The sequence below is a fragment of the Aeromonas sp. s4 genome (assembly GCF_040907855.1).
Lineage (GTDB): Bacteria > Pseudomonadota > Gammaproteobacteria > Enterobacterales > Aeromonadaceae > Aeromonas > Aeromonas caviae.
Genome location: NZ_JBFOCP010000004.1, coordinates 1 through 21,894 on the forward strand (window position 1 = coordinate 1; position 21,894 = coordinate 21,894).

A 21,894-nucleotide genomic window follows, 5' to 3' on the forward strand; every position below is an offset into this window, starting at 1 on the left:
TTCGGCGCCTTTTTCTATTTCGCGTTGTGCTCCCCACGGGGAGATCAAGCCTTGAACTTGCTGAACACCAGAGAGGCGTTGGTACCGCCAAAGCCGAAGCTGTTGGACATGACGGTATTGAGGTCGGCCGCTTCGTATTCACGCACGATGGGCAGGCCCACGGCTTTCTCGTCCAGGTTCTCGATGTTGATGCTGGGGGCGATGAAGCCGTGTTCCATCATCAGCAGGGAGTAGACGGCCTCATGCACGCCGGCGGCGCCCAGGGCATGGCCGGTCATCGCCTTGGTGGCGGAGAGCTTGGGTGCATTGCTGCCAAACAGGGTCTGAATGGCTTCCAGCTCCTTGGTGTCACCAACCGGAGTAGAGGTACCGTGAGTGTTGATGTAGTCCACCTTGCCGACACCCTGCATCGCCATCTTCATGCAACGCACGGCGCCTTCACCGCTCGGGGCCACCATGTCGTAGCCGTCGGAGGTCGCACCGTAACCGGTGATTTCGGCGTAGATGTGGGCACCACGGGCCAGGGCGTGTTCCAGCTCCTCGACCACCAGAATGCCGCCACCACCGGAGATGACGAAGCCGTCGCGGTCCGCATCATAGGTGCGGGACGCTTTTTCCGGGTTGTCGTTGTACTTGGTGGAGAGCGCGCCCATGGCGTCGAACTGGATGGTGGAAGACCAGTCCAGCTCCTCGCCGCCACCGGCAAAGATGATGTCCTGCTTGCCAAGCTGGATCAGTTCCAGGGCGTGACCGATGCAGTGGGCAGAGGTCGCACAGGCGGAGCTGATGGTGTAGTTGACACCCTTGATCTTGAACGGGGTGGCAAGACAGGCGGAGGTGGTGGAGGACATGGTACGCGGCACCATGTAGGGACCCACCCGCTTGACGCCCTTTTCACGGGCGATATCGGCAGATTCGGAGGTGTTCTTGCCGGAGGCGCCGCCGGAACCGGTCACGATGCCGGTACGCTCGTTGGAGACCATCTCTTCCGGCAGGCCGGCATCTTCGATGGCCTGCTGCATGGAGAGGTAGGCGTAGGCCGCGGCGTCACCCATGAAACGCATGACTTTACGGTCGATCAGTTCAGACGGATCGAGTTTGATGTTACCCCAGACACGGCTGCGCAGGTTGTACTGCTCGAACTGCTCGGAATAGGTGATGCCGGATTTGCCTGCTTTCAGGGAGGCCAGCACCTCTTCCTTGTTGTTGCCGATACTGGAGATGACGCCGATACCGGTGATCACTGCTCTTCTCATTAATTCATCTCGTCTGGAAAAACTGGCACCGAGTCTACCCGCTTTCGGCTGCCAAACTGGTCTGCTTTCACGTAGAATGCCCGCGATTTTGTGACGCGAGCCGAGGAAAACGTGAGTCAAACATCCTTACATCATGCCCGATTGGACTGGAACGAAGCGGGAACTCCAGTCTCCAGTGAGTTCGGGGATGTGTACTTTTCCAATGATAACGGTCTAAGTGAAACCCGCTACGTCTTTTTGCAGCAAAATCGACTGCCAGAGCGATTTTCGCACCACGATAGTGACAGTTTCGTGATTGGTGAAACAGGTTTCGGTACAGGACTTAACTTTCTGGCCACAATGGCCGCCTTTCTGGAACAGGCCCCCCTGTCCGGCAACGGATCCCGGCTGCACTTCATCAGCGTCGAGAAATACCCCCTTACCCAGGCCGATCTGCGCAAGGCCCTGGCCGCCTGGCCCGAGCTTGCCCCCTTGAGCCAGCCTCTCATCGACCAGTGGCCGTTGCCGGTCTCCGGCTGCCATCGCCTGCTTTTTGCCGATGGCCGCATCCGCCTCGATCTCTGGTTTGGCGACATCAAGGAGATGCTGCCCCAGGTGCCCCATCCGGCAACCGGTCTGGTGGACGCCTGGTATCTGGACGGTTTCTCCCCTGCCAAGAACCCAGAGATGTGGACCCAGGATCTCTTCGACGATCTCGCCCGCCTCGCCCGCCCCGATGCCACCCTCTCGACCTTTACCTGCGCCGGTTTCGTGCGACGGGGGCTGATTGCCGCCGGTTTTGCCATGAAGAAGGTGAAGGGCCACGGCAGCAAGCGGGAGATGCTGGCGGGTGTTCGGGAAGGCAAAGTGCCGCAGCAGAGCATCGCCCCCTGGTATGCCCGCCCCGCAGGGCGGGAGGGAGAGGTGCTCATCATCGGTGGCGGCGTCGCTTCCGCCATGACGGCGCTCTCTCTGGTGGAGCGGGGTCGGCACATCACCTTGCTGTGCGAAGATGGCGAACCGGCCAGCGGCGCCTCCGGCAATCGCCAGGGGGCGCTCTACCCCCTGCTCAACGGCGAGCACGATGCCCTGTCGCGCTTCTATTCGCTGGCCTTCGGCTTTGCCAGAAATCGGCTGCTGGCCCTGGCAAAGCACCACCCCGTCGCCTTCTCGCTGTGTGGCGTCACCCAACTCGGCTACGACGACAAATCCGCCGCCAAGCTTGCCAAGATGAGTCAGGGCCCCTTCCCCCCCGAGCTGATGCACCCACTCTCGGCAGCGGAGGTGGAGCAGGTGGTCGGCCTGCCCTGCGATGCGAATGGCGTGAGCTATCCCCTGGGGGGCTGGCTCTGTCCGGCGGATCTCACCCGCGCCGCCATCAGGGAGGCGCAGGCCAGCGGGCGGCTGGAAGTGGTGTTCAATGCCGCTGTAACCCGCATTGCCGAAGAGGCCGATGGCTGGCACCTGGAGAGCCGGGATGGCCGCCAGTGGCACGCCCCCAATCTGGTGGTGGCGGCCGGGCATCAGTTGCCAGCCCTTCTCCCGTTTGCCGAGCTTCCCCTCTATCCGGTGCGCGGCCAGGTGAGCCATGTGCCGACCACGGCGAGCTTGAGCCAGCTCAAGACCGTGCTCTGCTACGATGGCTACCTCACCCCGGCCCACAACGGTGCGCACTGCATCGGGGCCAGCTATGGCCGCAACCAGACCGACCTTGCCTACCGCGCCGACGAGCAGGAGCAGAACAGGGCACGGCTGCAAGCCTGTGTGCCCCATCAGCGCTGGCCTGCCGAGGTGGATGTGAGCGGCGCTCAGGCCCGTATCGGGGTGCGCTGCGCCAGCCGGGATCACCTGCCGGTCGCCGGACCCGTCGCCCGGTTGGCGGCGCTGGCGGATCATGACGTCAACGCCCCCGCGGATCAGCAGAGCGCGCTGCCCCTGCACGCCGGCCTCTACGTGCTGGGGGCGCTCGGCTCCCGGGGTCTGTGCTCGGCGCCCCTGTGCGGCGAGCTGGTCGCCAGCGAGATCTGCGGCGATCCCCTGCCGCTGGCCGCCGATCTGCTGGAGGCGCTCCACCCCGCCCGCTACTGGGTGCGAAGACTGCGCAGGGGCAAGCCACTGCGCGACTAGCCACCCAGGAGCCGGGGCTGCCGGCCTCCACGCTATTGGCGCACCAACAAAAAAACGGGCTCAATCAGCCCGTTTTTTTATGTTTCCCATGAGTGGCCATGGGCCTGTACACGTGTTATCAGCCAGCCCTGGGCCAGACGACCCCCAGCTTGCGCCCCTGATCGGTCTGGCTGGCCAGGGTGTCGAACCGCGCCCGGGTTGCCTCCAGCACCGCCTGCCCTGCCTGCCAGCCCTGATGCTCCAGGGTTGGGCAATCCCGGGTCACCGGCAACTGGGCGAGGCGCGTGCCAAGCTGGCTCACGCTCTCCAGCAGAATATCCTTGTGACGGCTCTCGTAGTCAAACATGGCGGCCACCAGCTTGTCCCACTTCTGGCGCTCCTTCGCGGGCGCACGGGCCTTGTCCATCCAGTTGGGCACCCTGACCTGGATGCGGGCACGAACGCTGGCCTGCTCCAGCTCGCAGCGTGTCGCCGTCGCCTTCGTCTGCAACTGCCAGGAGAGCTGATAGCTGGCCTTGCCGATGTGCCCGTCCGCCTGGGTGGGCGACAAGGCGGTGATCTGGCGCATCACGGCCCCCACATCGGCCCCGGAGACCCGATAGAACTGGAAGTCGACCTTGATATCGGGGGCGACCTTCACACCGGCATAGTGGGAAGGTACAGCACCGATTGAGGCGGCATAAATGAGGGCCACCGTCACCCCTGTCTTGCTGAAGAGTCCCATCTGTCCGCGGCTTTGCTCCTTGTGAGTCCCGGCTTAATTTCAATTAATAATCAATGAATTAATAACCCGATTGGGAGATTACCCCTGATCCAGCACCCTGTCATCCGCTCTTGGCACCCGGTTGCTGCAAACGTGCGAGTCATCACCCCGGCTCAGGCGGGGATTTGCAGTCGAGATCACAAGCTGCCATCGAATGGATGGTGAAATACTCCTTAGTGGGTAATATCCGCAGTGTTTTTGTTGGCCGATACCGGATAGTCCAGCGCAACCCTCTGGTGAGCCCTGGCAGGCCACCCCCTCACTTCAACTCTTGGGAAGGTTTTATGATAGAACTCCTGATCGGCACCCTGGTCACCCTGGCCGTGGGTCGCTACATCTTCAAGGGCTACTCCGCCACCGGGGTACTGCTCAGCGGCGGCCTGCTGCTGCTGGCGATCACCGCCCTGATGGGCAAGGCGGTGCTGCCGTCGAGCGTCCCCTCCACCGGCCACATGGCCACCGACATCTTCGAATACGTGCGCTTCCTGCTGGTCGACAGGGGGGGTGGCCTCGGCATGCTCATCATGGTGCTGTGCGGCTTTGCCGGCTACATGAGCCACATCGGCGCCAACACCATACTGGTGAAGCTCGCGAGCAAGCCCCTCGGTGTCATCAAGTCCCCCTACATCCTGCTGGTGGCAGCCTATCTGGTCGCCTGCGCCATGTCGCTGGCGGTGAGCTCCGCGACCGGCCTCGGGGTTCTGCTGATGGCCACCCTCTTCCCGCTGATGGTCAACATGGGGATCTCCCGTGGCGCGGCGGCGGCGGTGTGCGCCTCGCCGGCCGCCATCATCCTCTCCCCCACCTCGGGGGACGTGGTGATGGCAGCCCAGGCCGCGAACATGGAGCTCATCGAGTTTGCCTTCAAGCTGACCCTGCCCATTTCCCTGGTGGCCATCGCCGCCATGGCGGTGACCCACTTCTTCTGGCAACGTTATCTGGATCAGAAGGCTGGGGAGCACAACGCCGCGGTCGCCCCGAGCGATCTCGTCACCGACGCCCCCGGCTTCTACGCCATCCTGCCCTTCACCCCCATCATCGGTGTGCTGCTGTTTGACGGCAAACTGGGGCCCAAGCTCGACATCGTCACCATCATCGTCATCTGCCTGGTGCTGGCTGCCCTGCTGGAGCTGGTGCGCAAGCGCAACGGCCGCGAGCTGCTGGACGGGCTGCAGGTGTGCTGGCGCAACATGGCCGACGCCTTCGCCGGCGTGGTGATGCTGCTGGTGGGTGCCGGGGTCTTTGCCCAGGGTCTGATGGGACTCGGTTTCATCGCCAACCTCCTGGATCTGGCCCAGAGCTTCGGTACCGGCGGCATCGTCATCATGCTGGTGCTGGTGGTCATCACCACCCTGGCGGCCTTCACCACGGGTTCCGGCAACGCCCCCTTCTACGCCTTCGTGGAGCTCATCCCCCATTTGGCCACCAGCCTCGGCGTCAACCCCGCCTATCTGGTGATCCCCATGCTGCAGGCATCCAACCTCGGCCGCACCATCTCGCCGGTCTCCGGGGTGGTGGTCGCCTGTGCGGGGATGGGCAATCTCTCTCCGTTCGAGGTGGTCAAACGTACCTCGCTGCCGGTGGCCGTCGGCCTGCTGGTAGTGATCCTCGCCACCCAGATCATGGTTCCCGCCTGACTCTTTACCGGCCCGGCTGCCGCCGGGCTGGTATCCCCCCCACCCCATGCAGTAGACTCGGTGCTCTTTTTTCCTAAGGAGGACCGAGCCTTGAGTATGACGGTTCAACTTGCCCACTTCAGCGACTGCCACTCCCATTTCGATGGCGCCCCCATGCGCTTCTCCCCCGATGGCGAGTCCGAATGGCGCACCCAGTGCGGCGGCTATGGCCGCATCCTGACCCGGCTCACCGCCCTGCGCCAACAGGCCGAGGCAGCCGGCCAGACCTGCCTGCTGCTGCATGGCGGCGATACCTTCCAGGGGTCACTTTACTTCAACCGTTTCAAAGGGCGGGCCAATGCGGACCTGCTGGCCCTCTTGCGACCGGATGCCATGGTGATCGGCAACCACGAATTCGATCTGGGCAACGGGCCGCTGGTGGAGTTTTTGCGCCAGCTCGATTTCCCGGTGCTCGCCGCCAACATCGACAACCGTCAGGAGCCCGCCGATGCCCCGCTGCGGCTGCAGGGACTGCTGCAGCTGTTTGACGCGAGCCGCCCCTGGCACAAGCGCGTCATCGACGACGTGCCCTTCGCCCTGCTCGGCATCACGCTGCCGCAGATGGCCGCCATCGCGAGCCCCGATCCCCACACCCGTTTCCACGGTATCGAAGAGACCTTGAGCCGCGCCCTCGAAGAGATCAAGGCCGCCGGCATCCAGCACATCATCCTGCTGAGCCACCTGGGTCTGGCGCAGGACAGACGTCTGGCTGAACGCTTCCCCGAGCTCAGCCTCATCGTCGGCGGGCACACCCACAGCCTGCTGGGGGATCTGGCGCCGCTCGGGCTCGACAGCGAAGGCAGCTATCCCCTCATGGTGAACGGGGTGGCCATCCTGCACGCCGCCCACAGCGCCCTCTGTCTCGGGGTGTGCGAACTCACCTTCGACGAGCAGGGACGCGTGTGCCAAAGCCGCGGCCAGCTGGAGTGGTTACCCTGGGATCCCTGGCCCTTTGCTTCCCCGCCTCCTGCGGGGCTGCACTTCTGCGAACCGGCCCCCGAGCTCGAGCAGCATCTGGCCAGACGCTATCGCCCCGAGCTCGAAACCATGACCCGGCGCGTGGTGACCCGCCTCGCCGGGCCACTGCACCATCAGCGGCTGCCCGATGCCACCCTGCCCGCCGGCAGCCAGGTCGCCCCCCTGGTGGCGAGCGCCATGCTGGCCAGTGCACGCGAACAGGTGGGTCAGGTGGACTTTGCCCTGCACAATGCCGGGGGCGTGCGCTGCTCCCTCGAGCCCGGCCCCCTGACCGAAGCAGACGTTGCCGGACGCCTGCTGCCCTTTGCCATCCCCCTTACCCTCTACCGGGTGCACGGCCATGAACTGGCCGAGGCGCTGGAGGGGGCCATCGACAACGCCACCAACAACGGGGTGACGGGCAATGGCAGCGGCAGCTTCCCCTACACCGCCGGGGTGCGCTTCTGCTATCAGGCTGACAGGCCCAAAGGGGAGAGGATCACTCGCCTGGAATGGGAAGCCAGCCCGGGTCAGTGGCAGCACGTCGAGCCGGATGCCATCTATCGCGGGGTCTCCAGTGCCTATACTGCCTCCGGCAAGGAGGGCTACACGGCCCTTGCCCGCACCCTGACCCAGCACAATCAGGAGCTCGGCATCACCCTGGCGGATGCCTTCCTGCGCTGGGCACGCCACCTGCCGAAACTCAGCCCCCTGCCGGCCCTGGTGGAGTATCACGGCCAGTGAATCTGGCACCGACCCATCCCGGGTCGGTGCCGCCTTTCCCCCGCATACGGGAATCCTGGTCCGCTCCCAGGCGCAGGCCCCCTTTCCATGCAACCTCAGGCTGTGACGCCCGACTGTGCCAGCCCTGTCTTGTGATGGGGCCTGCCAGTGCAGCCAGAGGCGTGAAAACGATACTTTTACGAATTATTTCAGGTGCCTACACTTCTTCCATTGCATCGTGCAGCCCGGCTCGGCAAGATAAGCCCGCTTTTTCAGTCTTTCCCGCAGGAACAGGTCACCCATGAATCATGCCATCCGCTTTACCCCGCACCGCCACAATCCCGGGATCAGGCCGTCGGTCATCTTGCTCACCGCCCTGATGGCTCTGCTGTTCTGTCTGCGCAATCCGCTGTTCCACGGCATGGCCCCGGGATTTGATGCCTCCCTGTTTGCGGTAATGGGCAAGATGTGGAGCGAGGGGGGCGTACTCTATCGGGACATGATCGACATCAAGGGTCCCATGATCTTCGCTCTCGATGCACTGGGCTATGGCCTTGGTGGCTTCTTCGGGATCTGGCTGCTGGAGTGGGTGCTCTGCTGGCTGGGCCTCATGGCGAGCTGGCAGGCTTTTTCGCAGCTCGGGCTCTCGGTGCGGGCGCGACTTGGCAGCATGCTGGCCCTGCTTGCGCTCTACAGCACTCGCTACTACTACGGCAACATGACAGAGGACTGGACATTCCATCTGGCCCTCATCGCCCAGTGGGCTTTCATCACCTTGCTGCTGGACAAGCGATTCAGCTGGGGACCGGCCCTGGTCGCCGCACTCACCTTCGCCATCGTGGCCTGGATGCGCACCAACAACGGCGCCTTCTGGGGTGCCTGGTATCTGGTGCTCTTCTGTCACTGGTGCCTGCGCGAGCAGTGGCGCTGCGCCTTTGCCCTGCTCTTTTCCAGCCTGCTTGGACTGGCCCTCGTCGGCGGCCCGCTCTATGCCTACTTCCAGCACCACGACGTGCTGGCAGAGTTCAAATACTACGCCTTCGGCATCTTCTTTGAAGGGAGCTACGGCAACGGCTTCTCTCCTGAGGTGGGCGCCGTCGGTCTGCTGCGCACCGGCCTCATCATGCTGCTGCCCGCCTTCCTCGTGCTGATGCTCGGGCGCCGCCAGGAGTGGTATCTCCCCGCGCTGTGCGCCACCCTCCTGGGGGTGCTGTTCACCCTGATCGCCAACTCGGTCTCCGGCCATGTGTTCGATCACTATGACGTGCTCTATCTGCAGCTTGGCCTGCTGCCGCTCGCCTGCCTGCTGGACAGAAGCGAGCAGCGATCCGATGCCCTGGGGCTGCTTTGCATCTCCCTGGTGGTGCTGACCGCCAGCTGGCTGCTGGCCCAGCAGCTCGGCTATGGCTGGAGCACCAAGGAGTGGTCTCTGGAGCGGGTGCGCGAGGTGCTCGGCAACAGCCTGCTGTGGGCCTTGCCCGTGCTCATTCTGGTCCCGCTCTGGCGCGCCTGGGACGTGCGAAGCGCCACCCCCTGGCTCGCCTCGCTGGCCATGCTGGCGCTGCTGGTCAACAACGCCTGGGAAGGCAATCTCAAGGGCAGGCCGTTCAATCCCCCCGCCCAGGTCAGGGTCGACCGTATCCTCGCCGAGACGACCCCCACCGACAAGATCTGGGTCGATGGCATCCAGCCGCAATACTACCTCTGGACCGATCGCCAGCCGGCCTCCGCCTATTTGTTCTTTGCCAACGTCAACCCGCCCTACGATGTGCGCGAGCGGGTGCTGGCTGACATCCAGCGCCAACACCCCAAATTCATCATCGCCAAACCGGAGCGGGTGGCACAGGAGCTCAAGACTCCGACCTCCCCCTCCCACCTTGCCTTCTACCAGTATCTGGCAGGTCAGTATGAAGAGGTGGACCCGGGCCTGTACCGGCGCCGCTAATCAGGCACACAGAAGGGGCCATCCTGGTGATGGCCCCTTTTCGTTGCCGTCACAAAGAGGGGGCCGACCATGTTCAAGGTGCCCCATCCTGACTACAATGACGCTCTTTTTCGCGGCAGAGGGAAGAATCATGGCGGAGCTGACTTATCTGGGGGGCTATCCGGAGCCACTCAAGGCTCAGGTACAGCAGTTGATTGCGGCGGGCAAACTCGGCGAGATGCTGGCCAAACGCTACCCGCAAACCCACCTCGTCCAGAGCGACAAGGCGCTGCTCGCCTATACCATGGAGCTGAAGAACCGCTACCTGAAAAGCTCGGCGCCGCTTTCCAAGGTGATCTTCGACGGCAAGATCAACGTGATCAAGGATGCCCTGGGACTGCACACCTATGTCAGCCGGGTGCAAGGCAGCAAGCTCAAGGCCAAGAACGAGATCCGCATCGCCGCCCTGTTCAAGGAGGCCCATCCCGCCTTTCTCAAGATGATAGTGGTGCATGAGCTGGCCCACCTGAAGGAGAAGGATCACAACAAGGCTTTCTACCAGCTCTGCCAGCACATGGAACCGGACTATCATCAACTGGAGTTCGATCTCAGGCTCTGGCTCACCTGGCGTGATATCGAGCGTACCGCCCGCTGATCCCCTTGCAAGGAGGTAAGATGCGCCCATGGCACACACCTGTCCAGCCCGTTCGCCATGGGCACTGGTTGCTCCCGGGGCTGATGCTCTGGCTCTTCTCCCTGCCGCTGTCGGCCACCGAACGCTGGCAGCGTGATGACTACCTTGTCCAGAGCTTCATGGAAATCGCCATGAAACGGGAGTATGGCCATGAACAACAGGAGCACTTCTCCCGCTGGCCGGGCCCCGTGCGTCTCAAGCTCGTCAACGAATTCGGCGACAAGCCGCTGCAGGCCGAGGTCGTCAAGGTACAGACCCGTCACCTGAGCAGGATCACCGGTCACCCCATCGAGATTGTCAACGACAACCCCAATCTCACCCTCATCATGACCCGGCACAAACAGATGGCGAGCTGGGCTGCGCGCACCATGCGCCAGGACGAGTCGGTGCGCATCGCCCTCAAGGAGGGGATTTGCCTGGCCAATTTCGCCACCAACGCTCGCTACGAGATCACCCGTGCCACCATCATCATTCCGGTGGATTACAGCCGGGCAAAGGGCCGTTTTCTGGATTGCGTAGTGGAAGAGTTGAGCCAGGTGATGGGGCTGCCCAACGACTCGGACAAGGTGTTCCCCTCCATCTTCAATGACAGCAGCATCGACAGCTTTCTGACCGGGCTCGACTACGTGTTGCTCAAGCTTGCCTACCACCCGGCATTGCAACCGGGTATGACGTCAGACGAGGTACGCGCGGCGCTCCCCACCGCCCTCAAGGCACTGCGTGCCAATGGCGACATCGCACAAGCCACCCAACGGGTGCAAGTCGACAGCCTCAAGCGTTGGGCGGGACTCTGAGCGCAGCCAGAGACATTACTCTTTCGCCTTCATGGTCATGCGCCTCCCCCATCAACGCAACACGCAGCCCATGGCTGCGTGTTTTGAAGAGCGGTTCGGCAAAGCCGGTACAGGGATCATCACCCGACTGGAGGTTCCTCCTCTCGGCCTGCAGATCACGACGATGCTTGCCGCTGAGAGCTTATCTTCAGGCTTCCAGAGCCTCTTCTTCCGGCATCCAGCTATCGGCGTTTTCCCACACCTCCTGCACCATGGCTTCGGCCAGCTCCTTGTCTTCCTTGCTGGCGCGACTGACCGTCAGAGCCATGGCACTACCCGGTGCCACCCGCACATGCAGATCGGGAAAGCGCTCACCCAGTTGCTTGAGCAGCTCCTGGCGCAAGGCCTCCATGGTCGAGGTGGGGATCTGGTGTTTTCTGTCGATGATGATTTCCAGGCGCATAGGGTACGTCTCCATGATAGTTTACTGTATTTTTATACAGTAATTTTGAAAAGTAAAGGTGGTGGCTGCACATAGGCCCTCACCGCCCATGCCTTCTTGCTGACAATGTGCAGCCGAACGGCCCCGATTTTCCCCCATCGCTGTCATCATGGAAAAAACAGTTGATATTGATTCTCATCCATCGCATTATTCATGACATGTTATAACATAACAAAAGAGGCAATCATGCGCCCCCATATTCACCCTGAATACCGCAAGGTTCTGTTCCACGATCTCGCCAGCAATACCTACTTTCTGATCGGCTCCACGCTGGCCACCGATCGCACCAGAGAGTGGGAAGATGGCAACACCTACCCCTATGTGACGCTGGATGTCTCCAGCGCGTCCCACCCCTTCTATACCGGCAAACAGAAGCAGGTCGGCAAGGAAGGTCAGGTCGCTCGCTTCGGCCAGCGATTCGGTCAGTTCTTCAGCAAAGGAAAAGAGAAACAATGAAAGTCCTCGCCTCCCTGAAATCCGCCAAGTCGCGTCACCCGGATTGCCAGATCGTACGTCGACGCGGCAAGCTGTTCGTCATCTGCAAGAGCAATCCCAGGTTCAAGGCTCGTCAGGGCTGATTGCGCATCCGCCCCTCATGGATAACAAAAGCCCTCGTCATGAGGGCTTTGTCATCTCTGGGCTCTGCTCACAGCGGGGTGGCGCACTTGCGGTATTCGGTGGGGCTGACCCCTACCCGCTTTCGGAACACCCGCGAGAAGTAGAGCTGATCGTCATAGCCCACCTGCTGGCCTATGGTGGCAACCGACAGCGGCGTGGTCTGCAGCAGCAGCTTGGCCCGCATGATGCGCTGATCCTCGCGCCAGCGCACTATGCTCACCCCCACCTGCTCGCGAAACAGGTGCGCGAGGCGCGAGGGGGACAAGAACACCTGCTCCGCCAGCGCTTCCACCGAGATCTCGGCCGAGAGGGACTCGCTCAGGATCTGGCACGCCTCGTGGACCCGGTGATCGATGGCGGGATAGGCATTCTGGGACGATGCCTCGTAGCAGCGGATGAGCAACCGCTCCAAGAGGTTCATGGCCAGTTGCTCCGACATGGGCCGCAGCTGCTTGTGGGTCTCCTCGATGTCGAGGAAGAGGGCGTCGAATTCGGTGAGCAGCTGGTTGTCCGCCAGTTGCAGCCGCCCCACCTGCTCCGTCACCTGGGGCCACTTGAGCCAGTCAGCCCAATAGGCCCGCGGCCGGAAATAGACCCAGCGGTGATACCACTCCCGGGCATCCGGCGCCCGGCCGTAATGGTGCACCGCCGCTGGAGGAAAGAGCAGCAGGTCACCGGGCTCCACGGTGAAGGCCTTGTCCCCCTGAAAGATCTGCCCCTTGCCCTTGATGGTCAGATTGACGATGAACCCCTTCATGCCGTGGGGCCTGTCGATGGTGAAATCCAGCGCGCTCCCCTGCTCGATGGGAGTCATCCCCGAGACCAGGAAGACGTCGAAGGCGTAGCCAGGCAGCAGGGGATTGAGTTGTTTCGGCTTCTCTTTTTGCATCGAGGACATGGCGGAAAACAGGGTTTCGGTAAAAAAGTCGACATGGGCCATTGTAGAGATCCGGCGTAGGAACCCCCTAAGTTCGCAAGCTGTTCGTTGTGAAATTGTTGAACTGGCTCACAGCTTGCCGGGGAAAACACCGGGCCGACGCGAGGCCGGCCCGGTGACGAGGAAAGACATCGCTCAGATACGGGCTTTGCGCACCTGCTTGTAGCGGTCGAACAGCACGGCGGCGAGCAGGATGAGGCCACGCACCACGTACTGGGCAAACGGGGAGATGTTGAGCAGGTTCATGGCGTTCTCCATCAGCCCCAGGATCAGCACCCCGGCGATGATGTAGGAGATCTTGCCGATCCCCCCCTTCATGGAGACCCCACCCAGCACGCAGGCGGAGATCACCACCAGCTCGAAGCCGATGGAGGTCATGGGCTGACCCGAGGTCATGCGGGATGCGAGGATGATGCCGGCGAGCGAGGCGATGAGCCCGGTCATGGTGAAGATGATGATCTTGGTGCGCACCACGTTGACCCCGGCCAGACGTGCCGCCTCCTCGTTGCCCCCCATAGCCAGGGTATTGCGCCCGAAGGTGGTCTTGTTGAGCAGCAGCCCGAACAGCACGAAGCAGACAGCCGTCAGCCAGATGGGCGTCGGGATGCCGAGCAGGGCGGAGTTGCCAAGCTCGAAGAAGCCCTCCTCCACGATGCCCACCGCCTTGCCGTCGGAGATGATGTAGCCCACCCCGCGCGCCATCTGCATGGTGGCAAGGGTGGTGATGAGGGCGTTGATCTTGAATTTGGCCACGACGATGCCGTTGATGAGGCCAAAGACAAGGCCCACCGAGAGACCGGCCAGAATGCCGAGGGGGATGCTCTCGGTGGCGTTGATGCCCACCGCGCAGGCAACCCCGGAGCAGGCCACCACGGAGCCCACCGACATGTCGAACTCGCCGGAGGCGAGGCAGAACAGCATGCCGCAGGCCACCATGCCCGACATGGAGACGGCAAGCCCGAGCCCCCGCATGTTGATAAGGCTGGCGAAGTTGGGGACCAGCACGCAGGCGAGCAGGAACAGGATGGCGAAGATCACCAGCATGCCGTACTGATCCCAGATGCGGGTCAGTTGCAGGCGGGTACCGCTCGCCGCGGTGTCGTTGGCGGCTTGGCCGACCGAGGTCGTTGTTGTCATGGTATTTCTCCTGAAAATTCCGGGTGCTATCTCGTTGCGGTCAGCAGATCAACGGGCCGGCATGGCCAGATTGAGCGCCTTGACCTCGTTGGCCTCGTCGTGGGAAAGCTCTCCGGCGATCTCCCCCTCCCGCATGACCAGGATCCGATCCGCGATGCCCAGCACCTCCGGCAGCTCGCTCGAGACCACCACCACGGCAATGCCCACCTTGGCCAGATCGTAAATCACGTTGTAAATCTCGTTCTTCGCCCCGACGTCGATGCCCCGGGTCGGTTCATCGAGCAGGATCACTTTCATGTCTTCCGACAGCCAGCGCCCCAGAATGGCCTTCTGCTGGTTACCGCCGGAGAGGTTCATGATGGCCTGCTGGGGAGACGGGGTCTTGACCCGCATGTCGCGGATCCGCAGCCTCGCGTTCTCGTCTTCCCACTGCTGGTTGATCCAGAAGCCTCCCCACGCGTGGTGGCGGCGGGCGCTGATGTTGATGTTCTCCTGCACCGAATGGATGGGGATGATGCCAAGGGCCTTCCTGTCTTCGGTGCAGAGCATGATGCCGCTGCGAATGGCGTCGATGGGGCTCTGAATGACCACCTGTTTGCCAAACACCGATATCTCGCCCCCTCGAGGTGTCTCGGCGCCGAAGATAAGCTTCATCAGCTCGCTGCGCCCGGCCCCCACCAGCCCGAAGATGCCGAGGATCTCCCCTCTCTTTACCTCGAGCGACACCGGCGCCTTGAGGCCGGGCCCCATCAGGTGCTCCACCTTGAGGCCCGCCTCGCCTAACGGCCTTGGGTTGTAGCCATAGATGTCGGTCAGCTCGCGCCCCACCATGGTCTTGACCAGCAGATCCCGGTCCACCTCGGCCATGGAAGCGAAGGTGCGCACGAACTGGCCATCCTTGAACACCGTGATGGCATCGCACAGGGCGAAGATCTCGTCCATGCGGTGGGAGACGTAGAGAATGACCTTGCCCTCGTCCCGCAGCTGGCGGATGACCCGAAACAGCTGCTCAATCTCGCGGGACGACAGGCTGCTGGTCGGCTCGTCGAAGGCGATGACGCTGGCGTCCCGGGTCAGGGCCTTGGCGATCTCCACCATCTGCCACTGACCCAGGGACAGGTACTTGAGCGGCGTCTCGGGGGAGACGTCCATCCCGAGGCGCGCCAGCTGCCTGGCTGCATCCTGATAGAGCTTCTCCCGATCGATGACGCCGCGCCGGGTCGGCAACTGCCCCAGGTAGATGTTCTCCGCCACGCTCATTTCAGGGACCAGGTGCAGCTCCTGATAGATGATGGCAATCCCGCTCTCAAGGGCATCGACCGTGTTTTGGAACACTTTCTCCTGACCCGCCAGCTTCACCACCCCGCGGGTGGGCGCCTGAAAACCGCTCAGGATCTTGAGCAGGGTGGACTTGCCGGCCCCGTTCTCTCCCATCAGCGCGTGTACCGTGCCCTGCTGGCAGGCGAAGGAGACGTTCTGCAGCGCCTTGACGCCGGGAAACTCCTTGCTGATGCCGCAAAACTCCAGATATGGAACTTGATTCATGAGATGACTCCAGCCAGCCGGCACGGCGCACTCCGCCATGCCGGCATGGGTATCAAGGGATGGGGATCACAGCCCTTTCTTTTGCAGCTCGGCCTTGAAGTTGTCGCGGGTGATGAGCACCACGTCGGTCACCTCGGTGAACTTGGCAGGCTCGGCGCCGTTGACGACCCAGTCATGGAGCATCTGGATGCTCTTGTAGCCGTGTACGTCCGGGCTTGGCAGCAGGGAGCCGAGGAAGCCGGTGGCGCTGGACTTGGAGAGCTCGTTCACCGCATCCACCCCGTTGATGCCGATACCGATGACGTTCTCCGCCTTGAAGCCCTGCCCTTCGGTGGCGCGCACGCCGCCGAGCACCGTGTTGTCATTCATGCCGACGATGAGCCAGTTCTTGACCTCGGGGTGTTGCACCAGCATGGAGTTGGCGGCATCCAGCGCCCCCGGAATGTCATTGCTCTTGGTGGGCGCGCGGAAGATCTGGCCCTCGGGGAAACCGGCGGCCTTGAGCGCGCTCAAGGAGCCCTCGACCCGGCGACGGGCGGTGTCGAGCTCGTCGGCGGTGATGGCCAGCACCCCGGTCGCTTTCACGTCCCACTGGCGTTTTTGCATCTCCTTGTAGAGCTCCTGCCCCTGACGCTCGCCAATCTTGGTGGCGGCCATCATCACCAGCGGCACCTGCTCCATGGGCTGGCCCTTGGCGTTGACGAACTGGTCATCCACCGTGATGACCTTCAGATCCATGCTGTTGGCCTTGGCCATGATGGCGGCACCGAGTTTGGGATCCGGGGTACAGATGACGAAGCCCTTGGCGCCATTCGCCGCCAGACTGTCGATGGCATTGAGGGTCTTCTCCCCGTCGGGGACGGCTATCTTGATCACCTCGAAGCCCAGATCCTTGCCCGCCTTGTCGGCGAAGTTCCACTCGGTCTGGAACCAGGGCTCCTCGGGCTGCTTGACCAGGTAACCCAGCTTCAGCGCTTCGGCCGAGAAAGCAGAATTTGCCATACCAAGGGCGAACCCCATCGCGATCATGCCTTTAACGATTTTGTTCATGCGAATGTCTCCAACGGTTCTATCAATCCATGTATCCACGCAGTGCTGCTCGTTGAGTCAATCAAGTCGCAGCCATATAAAAACATGCTTAAACAGGACTTTATTGTTGTTGCTGGTTGAGCGAACCAAGTTGTAATCGTTTTCACAATTAAAAATGGAGAGCAGGATCACGCCATGAGATTGCAGCCATTTCGTCTATATAATTAGCAACTTCGTCACATATTGAATTTTAGAGAGCCGTCACCCTGTCGCACTGACAGCGTTAAAATCCATATTTCCAGCAGCCAATGGCTAACCGCCCCTCCTGCCCATCTCCTATGGTTCCCCCCAGTCACCCCTCATTGATGGTCAGGAGCACTTATGTCTGAGCACATCGTCATCGGACTCGATTTCGGCAGCGACTCGGTCAGGGCACTCGCCGTGCGCTGCCAGGACGGCGCCGAGCTGGCGACCCATGTCGTCTATTACCCGCGCTGGCAGGCAGGCCACTACTGCCAACCGGTCAACAACCAGTTCCGCCACCACCCCCTCGACTATCTGGAGTCCATGGAGCAGGCAGTGGTGGCGGTGGTGAGCCAGCTCACGCCGAGTCAGCGTACCGCCGTGCGCGGCATCGGGGTGGACAGCACCGGCTCCACCCCCGCCCCCATCGACAGAGAGGGGCGCGTGCTGGCCCTGCGTCCGGAGTTTGCCGACAACCCCAACGCCATGTTCGTGCTGTGGAAGGATCACACCGCCATCGAGGAGGCGGAGGCCATCACCGCCCTGTGCCACGGCGGCCAGTTCCCCGACTACAGCCGCTACATCGGCGGCATTTACTCCTCCGAGTGGTTCTGGGCCAAGATCCTGCACGTCTCCCGAGCCGATGCCGCCGTGCGCGCCGCCGCCTGCAACTGGGTCGAGCTGTGTGACTGGGTACCCGCCGTCCTGAGCGGCACCCAGGCCCCGGCCACCCTCAAGCGCGGGCGCTGTGCCGCCGGCCACAAGTCCCTCTGGCACCCGAGCTGGGGCGGCCTGCCCCCCGCCGACTTCCTCAATGCCCTGGATCCCCTGCTGACGGAGGATCTCGACTTCCCCCTCTTTACCGACAGCTGGACCGCCGATCTCCCGGTCGGCACCCTGACCCCGGAGTGGGCGGAGCGGCTGCACCTCTCCTGCGAGGTGGTGATCGCCGGCGGCGCCTTTGACTGCCACATGGGGGCGGTGGGAGCCGGGGCCGGCAACAATGCCCTGGTGAAGGTGATCGGCACCTCCACCTGCGACATCCTGATCGCCGACGAAGCCACCATCGGTGATCGGGCCATTGCCGGGATCTGCGGTCAGGTGGACGGCAGCGTGGTGCCGGGCATGGTGGGGCTGGAGGCGGGACAATCGGCATTCGGCGACATCTATGCCTGGTATCAGCGCCAGCTCGGCTGGCCGCTAGACAGCCTCGCCGCCCAATACCCCGAGCTTCGTACCGCCATCGAGGCCCACAAACGGGAGCTGTTGCCCAGCCTCGCCGCCGCCTGGGAGCAGCAGCGCGATCTCGCCCACCTGCCGGTGGTGCTCGACTGGTTCAACGGCCGCCGCACCCCCTATGCCAACCAGCGCCTGCAGGGCACCCTCACGGGGATCAACCTCGGCACCGATGCCCCCGACTTGTTCGGCGCCCTAGTGGCCGCCACCGCCTTCGGCGCCCGCAGCATCATGGAGTGTTTGACCCACCAGCAGGTGCCGGTGGAGCAGGTGATCGCGCTCGGCGGCATTGCCCGCAAATCAGCGACTGTGATGCAGACCTGCGCCGATGTGATGAACAGGCCCATCCAGGTGGTGGCCTCGGATCAGTGCTGCGCCCTGGGGGCAGCCATCTTGGCCGCCGTGGCGGCCGGGATCCATCCCGATGTGGCCAAGGCCCAGCACCACATGGCGAGCGCCGTGGAGCGCACCCACCAGCCACACCCTGAGCGGGTCGCCGAATACGAGCGCCTCTACCAGCGCTACCTCGCCTGGGGCGCCGCCGCCGAACCGCTCTACAACCGGGGGGTGCCGGCATGAACTTCAAGATCCTCAAGGAGCAGGTGCTCGCCGCCAATCTGGATCTGCCGCGCCATGGCCTGGTGACCTTCACCTGGGGCAACGTGAGCGGCATCGACCGAGAGCGCAATCTGGTGGTGATAAAGCCAAGCGGCGTCAGCTACGAGCGGATGCGGGTCGAGGACATGGTGGTGCTGGATCTGGCGGGCAAGCAGGTTGAGGGCGCCTTGCGCCCCTCCTCCGACACCGCCACCCACCTGGTGCTCTATCGCGCCTATCCGGAGCTTGGCGGCGTGGTGCACACCCACTCCACCCATGCCACCGCCTGGGCCCAGGCGGGACGCCCCATCCCCATTTTCGGCACCACCCAGGCCGACTACTTCCACGGCGAGATCCCCTGCTCCCGCCTGCTCACCCCGGGCGAAGTGGAGGAGGATTACGAGGGGCTGACCGGTCATCTCATCGTCGAAACCCTCAAGCAGACCCCCATCCTCACCATGCCGGGGGTGCTGGTGGCCAACCACGGCCCCTTCAGCTGGGGCAAGAGCGCCGAGGACGCAGTGCACAACGCCGTGGTGCTGGAAGAGGTGGCCCGCATGGCCTGGCTCACCGGCCAGATCAACCCGGGGGCCCGCCCCCTGCCCGATTACCTGCTGGAGAAGCACTACCAGCGCAAGCATGGCAAACACGCCTATTACGGCCAGACAAAAGCCTAAAAGAGGACAAACTCATGGAATTGATGAAACAGCTGGAAGTGTGGTTCCTGGTCGGCAGCCAGCACCTGTATGGCGCAACCACCCTGAAGCAGGTAGCCGATCACGCCCATACCATCACCAACCAGCTCAACGAGGGGGCGAACCTGCCCCTCAAGATAGTGCTCAAACCCACCGGTACCACCCTGGATGAAATCAGCGCGGTGGCCCGGGATGCCAACCACGACGAGCGCTGCGCCGGGCTCATGGTGTGGATGCACACCTTCTCCCCCGCCAAGATGTGGATCCCGGCGCTGAGTAAGTTGCAAAAGCCCCTGTTGCAGTTCCACACCCAGTTCAACCGGGATCTCCCCTGGAGCGAGATCGACATGGACTTCATGAACCTGAACCAGACCGCTCACGGCGGACGCGAGTTCGGCTTCATGGGGGCCCGCCTGCGGCTGCCACGCACCGTGGTGGTGGGTCACTGGCAGGATGAAGAGGCCAGACAGAAGATGGGCAACTGGATGCGCATCGCCGCCGCCATCCACGACAGCCGCCACCTCAAGATCGCCCGTTTTGGCGACAACATGCGCAACGTGGCGGTCACCGAGGGCGACAAGGTTGAGGCCCAGATCCAGTTCGGCTATCAGGTGAACTACCACCCGGTCGGCGATCTGGTCAAGGTGATCGATGCCGTGCCCGACAGCGACGTTGAGGCGCTGCTGGCCGAGTATGAGGCGACCTATACCCTGACCGAGGCGGTGCAGGCGGGTGGGCCGCTGCGTGCCTCCTTGTACGAGGCGGCGCGCCAGGAGCTGGGGATGAAGAAGTTCCTCACCGACGGCGGCTTTGGCGCTTTCACCACCACCTTCGAAGATCTCTATGGTCTGCACCAACTGCCGGGCCTCGCCTGCCAGCGCCTGATGGAGCAAGGCTTCGGTTTTGGGGCAGAAGGGGACTGGAAGACCGCGGCCCTCTTGCGCACCCTGAAAGTGATGGGCGCAGGCCTGCCGGGAGGCGCCTCCTTCATGGAGGACTACACCTACCATCTGGAGGCGGGCAACAACCTGGTGCTGGGGGCCCACATGCTGGAGGTCTGCCCCTCCATCGCCGCAGGCAAACCCGTGCTGGACGCCCAGCATTTAGGCATAGGCAAGAAGGCCGATCCGGCCCGCCTGCTGTTCGCGGCCCCGGCGGGCAAGGCGGTCAACGCCAGCCTCATCGATCTCGGCAACCGCTTCCGCCTGGTGGTCAATCAGCTGGAAGTGGTGGACCTGCCAGAGGCCATGCCGAAACTCCCGGTGGCCAGCGCCCTGTGGAAACCCCTGCCGGACCTGCAGACCAGCGCCGAGGCCTGGATCCTGGCGGGCGCCGCCCACCACTCGGTGTTCACCCAGGCGGTGGACATCGAGCAGCTGCGCACCTTCGCCGACATCATGGGCATCGAGTTTGTGGTCATCGACGAGCACACCCGCATCCCCGCGCTCAAGGAGCAACTGCGCTGGAACGAGGTCTACTACAAGATCTGCCAGTGACCCTTTAATCGGCCAGCGGCCATCACCATGACAACAGCCCCGCCCGCGGGGCTGTTTCATTTCGCGTCCCCTCAGGGATGGCCCTCCCCCTCCAGCAGCCAGTGACAGACTCGCTGTACCCCGTGGCGCTGGCTGTCGGGTCGGGCGAGCAGGGCGTATTCGTGATCCGTCTCCAGCACGGGGGCAAAGGGAGCGACCAGGGCGCCGCTCTCCAGCTCCTCGGCCACTATGGTGGGATCCCCGAGAGAGAGGCCAAACCCCTGCAAGGCGGCATTCATCGCCAAGTCCAGGGTATCGAACAGCTGCCCCCCCTGGGGCTGCCAGGGGATGTCGAGGAAGGCGGCAAACCAGTTGCGCCAGTCCCGCCTATCGGCGCTGGCATGGATGAGGGGCAGCAGGGGCAGCTCGTTCAGGTCGCGCTCGAACAGACGATGCTTGGCAGCAAACGCCGGGGCGCAGACCGGGGTCAACCGTTCCCGAAACAGGGGCTGGCTGTGGGGATAGCGCCCCAGGCAGGGCTGGTAGACGATGGCGAGATCGAAGGGCTCCCGGGAGAAGTCGATGCCATGGCTGTGGCTGCCACGCACCTCCACCGCCTCCCCCTCGAACGCCTGCAACCGCCGCAGCAGCCAGCGGCTGGCGCAGGAGGGCACCTTGATGCTGATCGCCTGCTCGTGGGGCAGGGCCTGCAAGGCGCTGAGCCCCTCCCCCATGCGGGCCAGCCCTTCACGAACGAAAGGCAGCAGCCGCTCGGCGGCGGGGGTCAAGGTGAGACAACGGGTGCCACGCACGAACAGCAGGTGGCCCAGGCGCGCTTCCAACTGGGCGATCTGCTTGCTCACCGCCCCCTGGCTCACGCACAGCTCGTCGGCGGCCAGGGTAAAACTCAGGTGGCGGGCAGAACACTCGAAGACCTGCAGGCCATAGAGAGGCAACTGAGTACGCGGCTGGGTGGACAACATGACAAGCCTCCATGCTTGAGAAAAA

The 21,894-nt window shown here is 63.2% G+C and carries 19 protein-coding genes; 11 read left to right on the forward strand and 8 right to left on the reverse strand.

Features of this window, described 5'->3' with window-relative positions; translation table 11 throughout:
* Positions 1 to 44: 44 nt before the first annotated feature.
* Complete coding sequence (gene fabB, locus AB5Y89_RS01265; protein WP_029314417.1) at positions 45 to 1,256, reverse strand: beta-ketoacyl-ACP synthase I; 1,212 nt, start codon at positions 1,254 to 1,256, stop codon at positions 45 to 47.
* 90 nt (positions 1,257 to 1,346) lie between these two features.
* On the opposite strand from fabB, the gene mnmC reads away from it, so the two are divergent.
* Positions 1,347 to 3,362 carry a bifunctional tRNA (5-methylaminomethyl-2-thiouridine)(34)-methyltransferase MnmD/FAD-dependent 5-carboxymethylaminomethyl-2-thiouridine(34) oxidoreductase MnmC gene (mnmC, locus tag AB5Y89_RS01270; protein WP_368222703.1) on the forward strand — a complete coding sequence of 672 codons (2,016 nt, stop codon included), beginning with the start codon at positions 1,347 to 1,349 and terminating at the stop codon, positions 3,360 to 3,362.
* 118 nt (positions 3,363 to 3,480) lie between these two features.
* On the opposite strand, the gene AB5Y89_RS01275 is transcribed toward mnmC, so the two are convergent.
* Positions 3,481 to 4,086, reverse strand: a complete 606-nt coding sequence (locus tag AB5Y89_RS01275) for a DUF922 domain-containing protein (RefSeq protein WP_045524720.1) — start codon at positions 4,084 to 4,086, stop codon at positions 3,481 to 3,483.
* 323 nt (positions 4,087 to 4,409) lie between these two features.
* Here AB5Y89_RS01275 and dcuC point away from each other — a divergent pair, with 323 nt between their 5' ends.
* The 5 genes from dcuC (at position 4,410) to AB5Y89_RS01300 (ending at position 10,893) form a co-directional block, all read left to right on the forward strand.
* Entirely contained in the window at positions 4,410 to 5,762 is a 1,353-nt protein-coding gene (dcuC, locus tag AB5Y89_RS01280; protein WP_368222705.1) for an anaerobic C4-dicarboxylate transporter DcuC, read from the forward strand.
* A 90-nt stretch (positions 5,763 to 5,852) separates the two neighbouring features.
* Entirely contained in the window at positions 5,853 to 7,502 is a 1,650-nt protein-coding gene (locus AB5Y89_RS01285) for a bifunctional UDP-sugar hydrolase/5'-nucleotidase (protein WP_368222706.1), read from the forward strand.
* 280 nt (positions 7,503 to 7,782) lie between these two features.
* A complete protein-coding gene (locus AB5Y89_RS01290) occupies positions 7,783 to 9,426 on the forward strand; it encodes a hypothetical protein (protein ID WP_109112257.1) in 1,644 nt (547 codons plus the stop codon).
* Between the two features lie 130 nt (positions 9,427 to 9,556).
* Positions 9,557 to 10,060 (forward strand): M48 family metallopeptidase, encoded by a 504-nt coding sequence (locus AB5Y89_RS01295; protein ID WP_010674483.1) that lies wholly within the window; start codon positions 9,557 to 9,559, stop codon positions 10,058 to 10,060.
* Between the two features lie 20 nt (positions 10,061 to 10,080).
* Complete coding sequence (locus tag AB5Y89_RS01300) at positions 10,081 to 10,893, forward strand: DUF2927 domain-containing protein (protein WP_225159468.1); 813 nt, start codon at positions 10,081 to 10,083, stop codon at positions 10,891 to 10,893.
* 187 nt (positions 10,894 to 11,080) lie between these two features.
* Here the strand turns inward: AB5Y89_RS01300 and AB5Y89_RS01305 are convergent, their stop codons facing one another.
* On the reverse strand, positions 11,081 to 11,335 hold the full coding sequence (locus AB5Y89_RS01305; protein WP_010674481.1) for a DinI family protein: 255 nt from the start codon (positions 11,333 to 11,335) through the stop codon (positions 11,081 to 11,083).
* A gap of 225 nt (positions 11,336 to 11,560) precedes the next feature.
* Between AB5Y89_RS01305 and AB5Y89_RS01310 the strand changes: the two genes are divergently transcribed.
* Positions 11,561 to 11,830 (forward strand): type B 50S ribosomal protein L31, encoded by a 270-nt coding sequence (locus AB5Y89_RS01310; RefSeq protein ID WP_039040091.1) that lies wholly within the window; start codon positions 11,561 to 11,563, stop codon positions 11,828 to 11,830.
* On the forward strand, positions 11,827 to 11,952 hold the full coding sequence (gene ykgO, locus AB5Y89_RS01315; RefSeq protein WP_010674479.1) for a type B 50S ribosomal protein L36: 126 nt from the start codon (positions 11,827 to 11,829) through the stop codon (positions 11,950 to 11,952). Before AB5Y89_RS01310 ends, ykgO begins: the two co-directional genes overlap by 4 nt.
* A 68-nt stretch (positions 11,953 to 12,020) precedes the next feature.
* Here ykgO and araC read toward each other — a convergent pair whose 3' ends face one another.
* The 4 genes from araC to AB5Y89_RS01335 all read right to left on the reverse strand — a co-directional run bounded on the left by araC (position 12,021) and on the right by AB5Y89_RS01335 (position 16,661).
* The gene (araC, locus tag AB5Y89_RS01320; RefSeq protein WP_039040092.1) at positions 12,021 to 12,932 is read right to left on the reverse strand and encodes an arabinose operon transcriptional regulator AraC; all 912 of its coding nucleotides are present in this window, start codon (positions 12,930 to 12,932) and stop codon (positions 12,021 to 12,023) included.
* A 132-nt stretch (positions 12,933 to 13,064) separates the two neighbouring features.
* The gene (araH, locus tag AB5Y89_RS01325; RefSeq protein WP_010674477.1) at positions 13,065 to 14,066 is read right to left on the reverse strand and encodes an L-arabinose ABC transporter permease AraH; all 1,002 of its coding nucleotides are present in this window, start codon (positions 14,064 to 14,066) and stop codon (positions 13,065 to 13,067) included.
* A 48-nt stretch (positions 14,067 to 14,114) separates the two neighbouring features.
* Positions 14,115 to 15,611 (reverse strand): L-arabinose ABC transporter ATP-binding protein AraG, encoded by a 1,497-nt coding sequence (araG, locus tag AB5Y89_RS01330; RefSeq protein ID WP_213319426.1) that lies wholly within the window; start codon positions 15,609 to 15,611, stop codon positions 14,115 to 14,117.
* Positions 15,612 to 15,677: 66 nt separating this feature from the next.
* A complete protein-coding gene (locus AB5Y89_RS01335) occupies positions 15,678 to 16,661 on the reverse strand; it encodes an arabinose ABC transporter substrate-binding protein (protein WP_045524711.1) in 984 nt (327 codons plus the stop codon).
* 360 nt (positions 16,662 to 17,021) lie between these two features.
* Here AB5Y89_RS01335 and AB5Y89_RS01340 point away from each other — a divergent pair, with 360 nt between their 5' ends.
* The 3 genes from AB5Y89_RS01340 to araA are packed head-to-tail and all read left to right on the forward strand — an operon-like array spanning position 17,022 to position 20,907.
* A complete protein-coding gene (locus AB5Y89_RS01340; protein WP_368222708.1) occupies positions 17,022 to 18,698 on the forward strand; it encodes a ribulokinase in 1,677 nt (558 codons plus the stop codon).
* Positions 18,695 to 19,393 (forward strand): L-ribulose-5-phosphate 4-epimerase, encoded by a 699-nt coding sequence (locus tag AB5Y89_RS01345; protein WP_045524707.1) that lies wholly within the window; start codon positions 18,695 to 18,697, stop codon positions 19,391 to 19,393. Before AB5Y89_RS01340 ends, AB5Y89_RS01345 begins: the two co-directional genes overlap by 4 nt.
* A 14-nt stretch (positions 19,394 to 19,407) precedes the next feature.
* Positions 19,408 to 20,907, forward strand: a complete 1,500-nt coding sequence (gene araA / locus AB5Y89_RS01350; protein WP_368222709.1) for an L-arabinose isomerase — start codon at positions 19,408 to 19,410, stop codon at positions 20,905 to 20,907.
* 71 nt (positions 20,908 to 20,978) lie between these two features.
* Here araA and AB5Y89_RS01355 read toward each other — a convergent pair whose 3' ends face one another.
* Complete coding sequence (locus tag AB5Y89_RS01355; protein WP_041211347.1) at positions 20,979 to 21,869, reverse strand: LysR family transcriptional regulator; 891 nt, start codon at positions 21,867 to 21,869, stop codon at positions 20,979 to 20,981.
* Positions 21,870 to 21,894: the final 25 nt, after the last annotated feature.

Excerpts from the sequence above, each read along its gene's own strand:
- AB5Y89_RS01355 (WP_041211347.1), bottom strand. The coding sequence starts at position 21,869 with ATGTTGTCCACCCAGCCGCGTACTCAGTTGCCTCTCTATGGCCTGCAG.
- araH (WP_010674477.1), bottom strand. The coding sequence starts at position 14,066 with ATGACAACAACGACCTCGGTCGGCCAAGCCGCCAACGACACCGCGGCG.
- fabB (WP_029314417.1), bottom strand. The coding sequence starts at position 1,256 with ATGAGAAGAGCAGTGATCACCGGTATCGGCGTCATCTCCAGTATCGGC.
- araG (WP_213319426.1), bottom strand. The coding sequence starts at position 15,611 with ATGAATCAAGTTCCATATCTGGAGTTTTGCGGCATCAGCAAGGAGTTT.
- AB5Y89_RS01340 (WP_368222708.1), top strand. The coding sequence starts at position 17,022 with ATGTCTGAGCACATCGTCATCGGACTCGATTTCGGCAGCGACTCGGTC.
- ykgO (WP_010674479.1), top strand. The coding sequence starts at position 11,827 with ATGAAAGTCCTCGCCTCCCTGAAATCCGCCAAGTCGCGTCACCCGGAT.
- AB5Y89_RS01295 (WP_010674483.1), top strand. The coding sequence starts at position 9,557 with ATGGCGGAGCTGACTTATCTGGGGGGCTATCCGGAGCCACTCAAGGCT.
- AB5Y89_RS01305 (WP_010674481.1), bottom strand. The coding sequence starts at position 11,335 with ATGCGCCTGGAAATCATCATCGACAGAAAACACCAGATCCCCACCTCG.
- AB5Y89_RS01290 (WP_109112257.1), top strand. The coding sequence starts at position 7,783 with ATGAATCATGCCATCCGCTTTACCCCGCACCGCCACAATCCCGGGATC.
- AB5Y89_RS01275 (WP_045524720.1), bottom strand. The coding sequence starts at position 4,086 with ATGGGACTCTTCAGCAAGACAGGGGTGACGGTGGCCCTCATTTATGCC.
- dcuC (WP_368222705.1), top strand. The coding sequence starts at position 4,410 with ATGATAGAACTCCTGATCGGCACCCTGGTCACCCTGGCCGTGGGTCGC.
- AB5Y89_RS01335 (WP_045524711.1), bottom strand. The coding sequence starts at position 16,661 with ATGAACAAAATCGTTAAAGGCATGATCGCGATGGGGTTCGCCCTTGGT.
- AB5Y89_RS01310 (WP_039040091.1), top strand. The coding sequence starts at position 11,561 with ATGCGCCCCCATATTCACCCTGAATACCGCAAGGTTCTGTTCCACGAT.
- AB5Y89_RS01345 (WP_045524707.1), top strand. The coding sequence starts at position 18,695 with ATGAACTTCAAGATCCTCAAGGAGCAGGTGCTCGCCGCCAATCTGGAT.
- araC (WP_039040092.1), bottom strand. The coding sequence starts at position 12,932 with ATGGCCCATGTCGACTTTTTTACCGAAACCCTGTTTTCCGCCATGTCC.
- AB5Y89_RS01300 (WP_225159468.1), top strand. The coding sequence starts at position 10,081 with ATGCGCCCATGGCACACACCTGTCCAGCCCGTTCGCCATGGGCACTGG.
- araA (WP_368222709.1), top strand. The coding sequence starts at position 19,408 with ATGGAATTGATGAAACAGCTGGAAGTGTGGTTCCTGGTCGGCAGCCAG.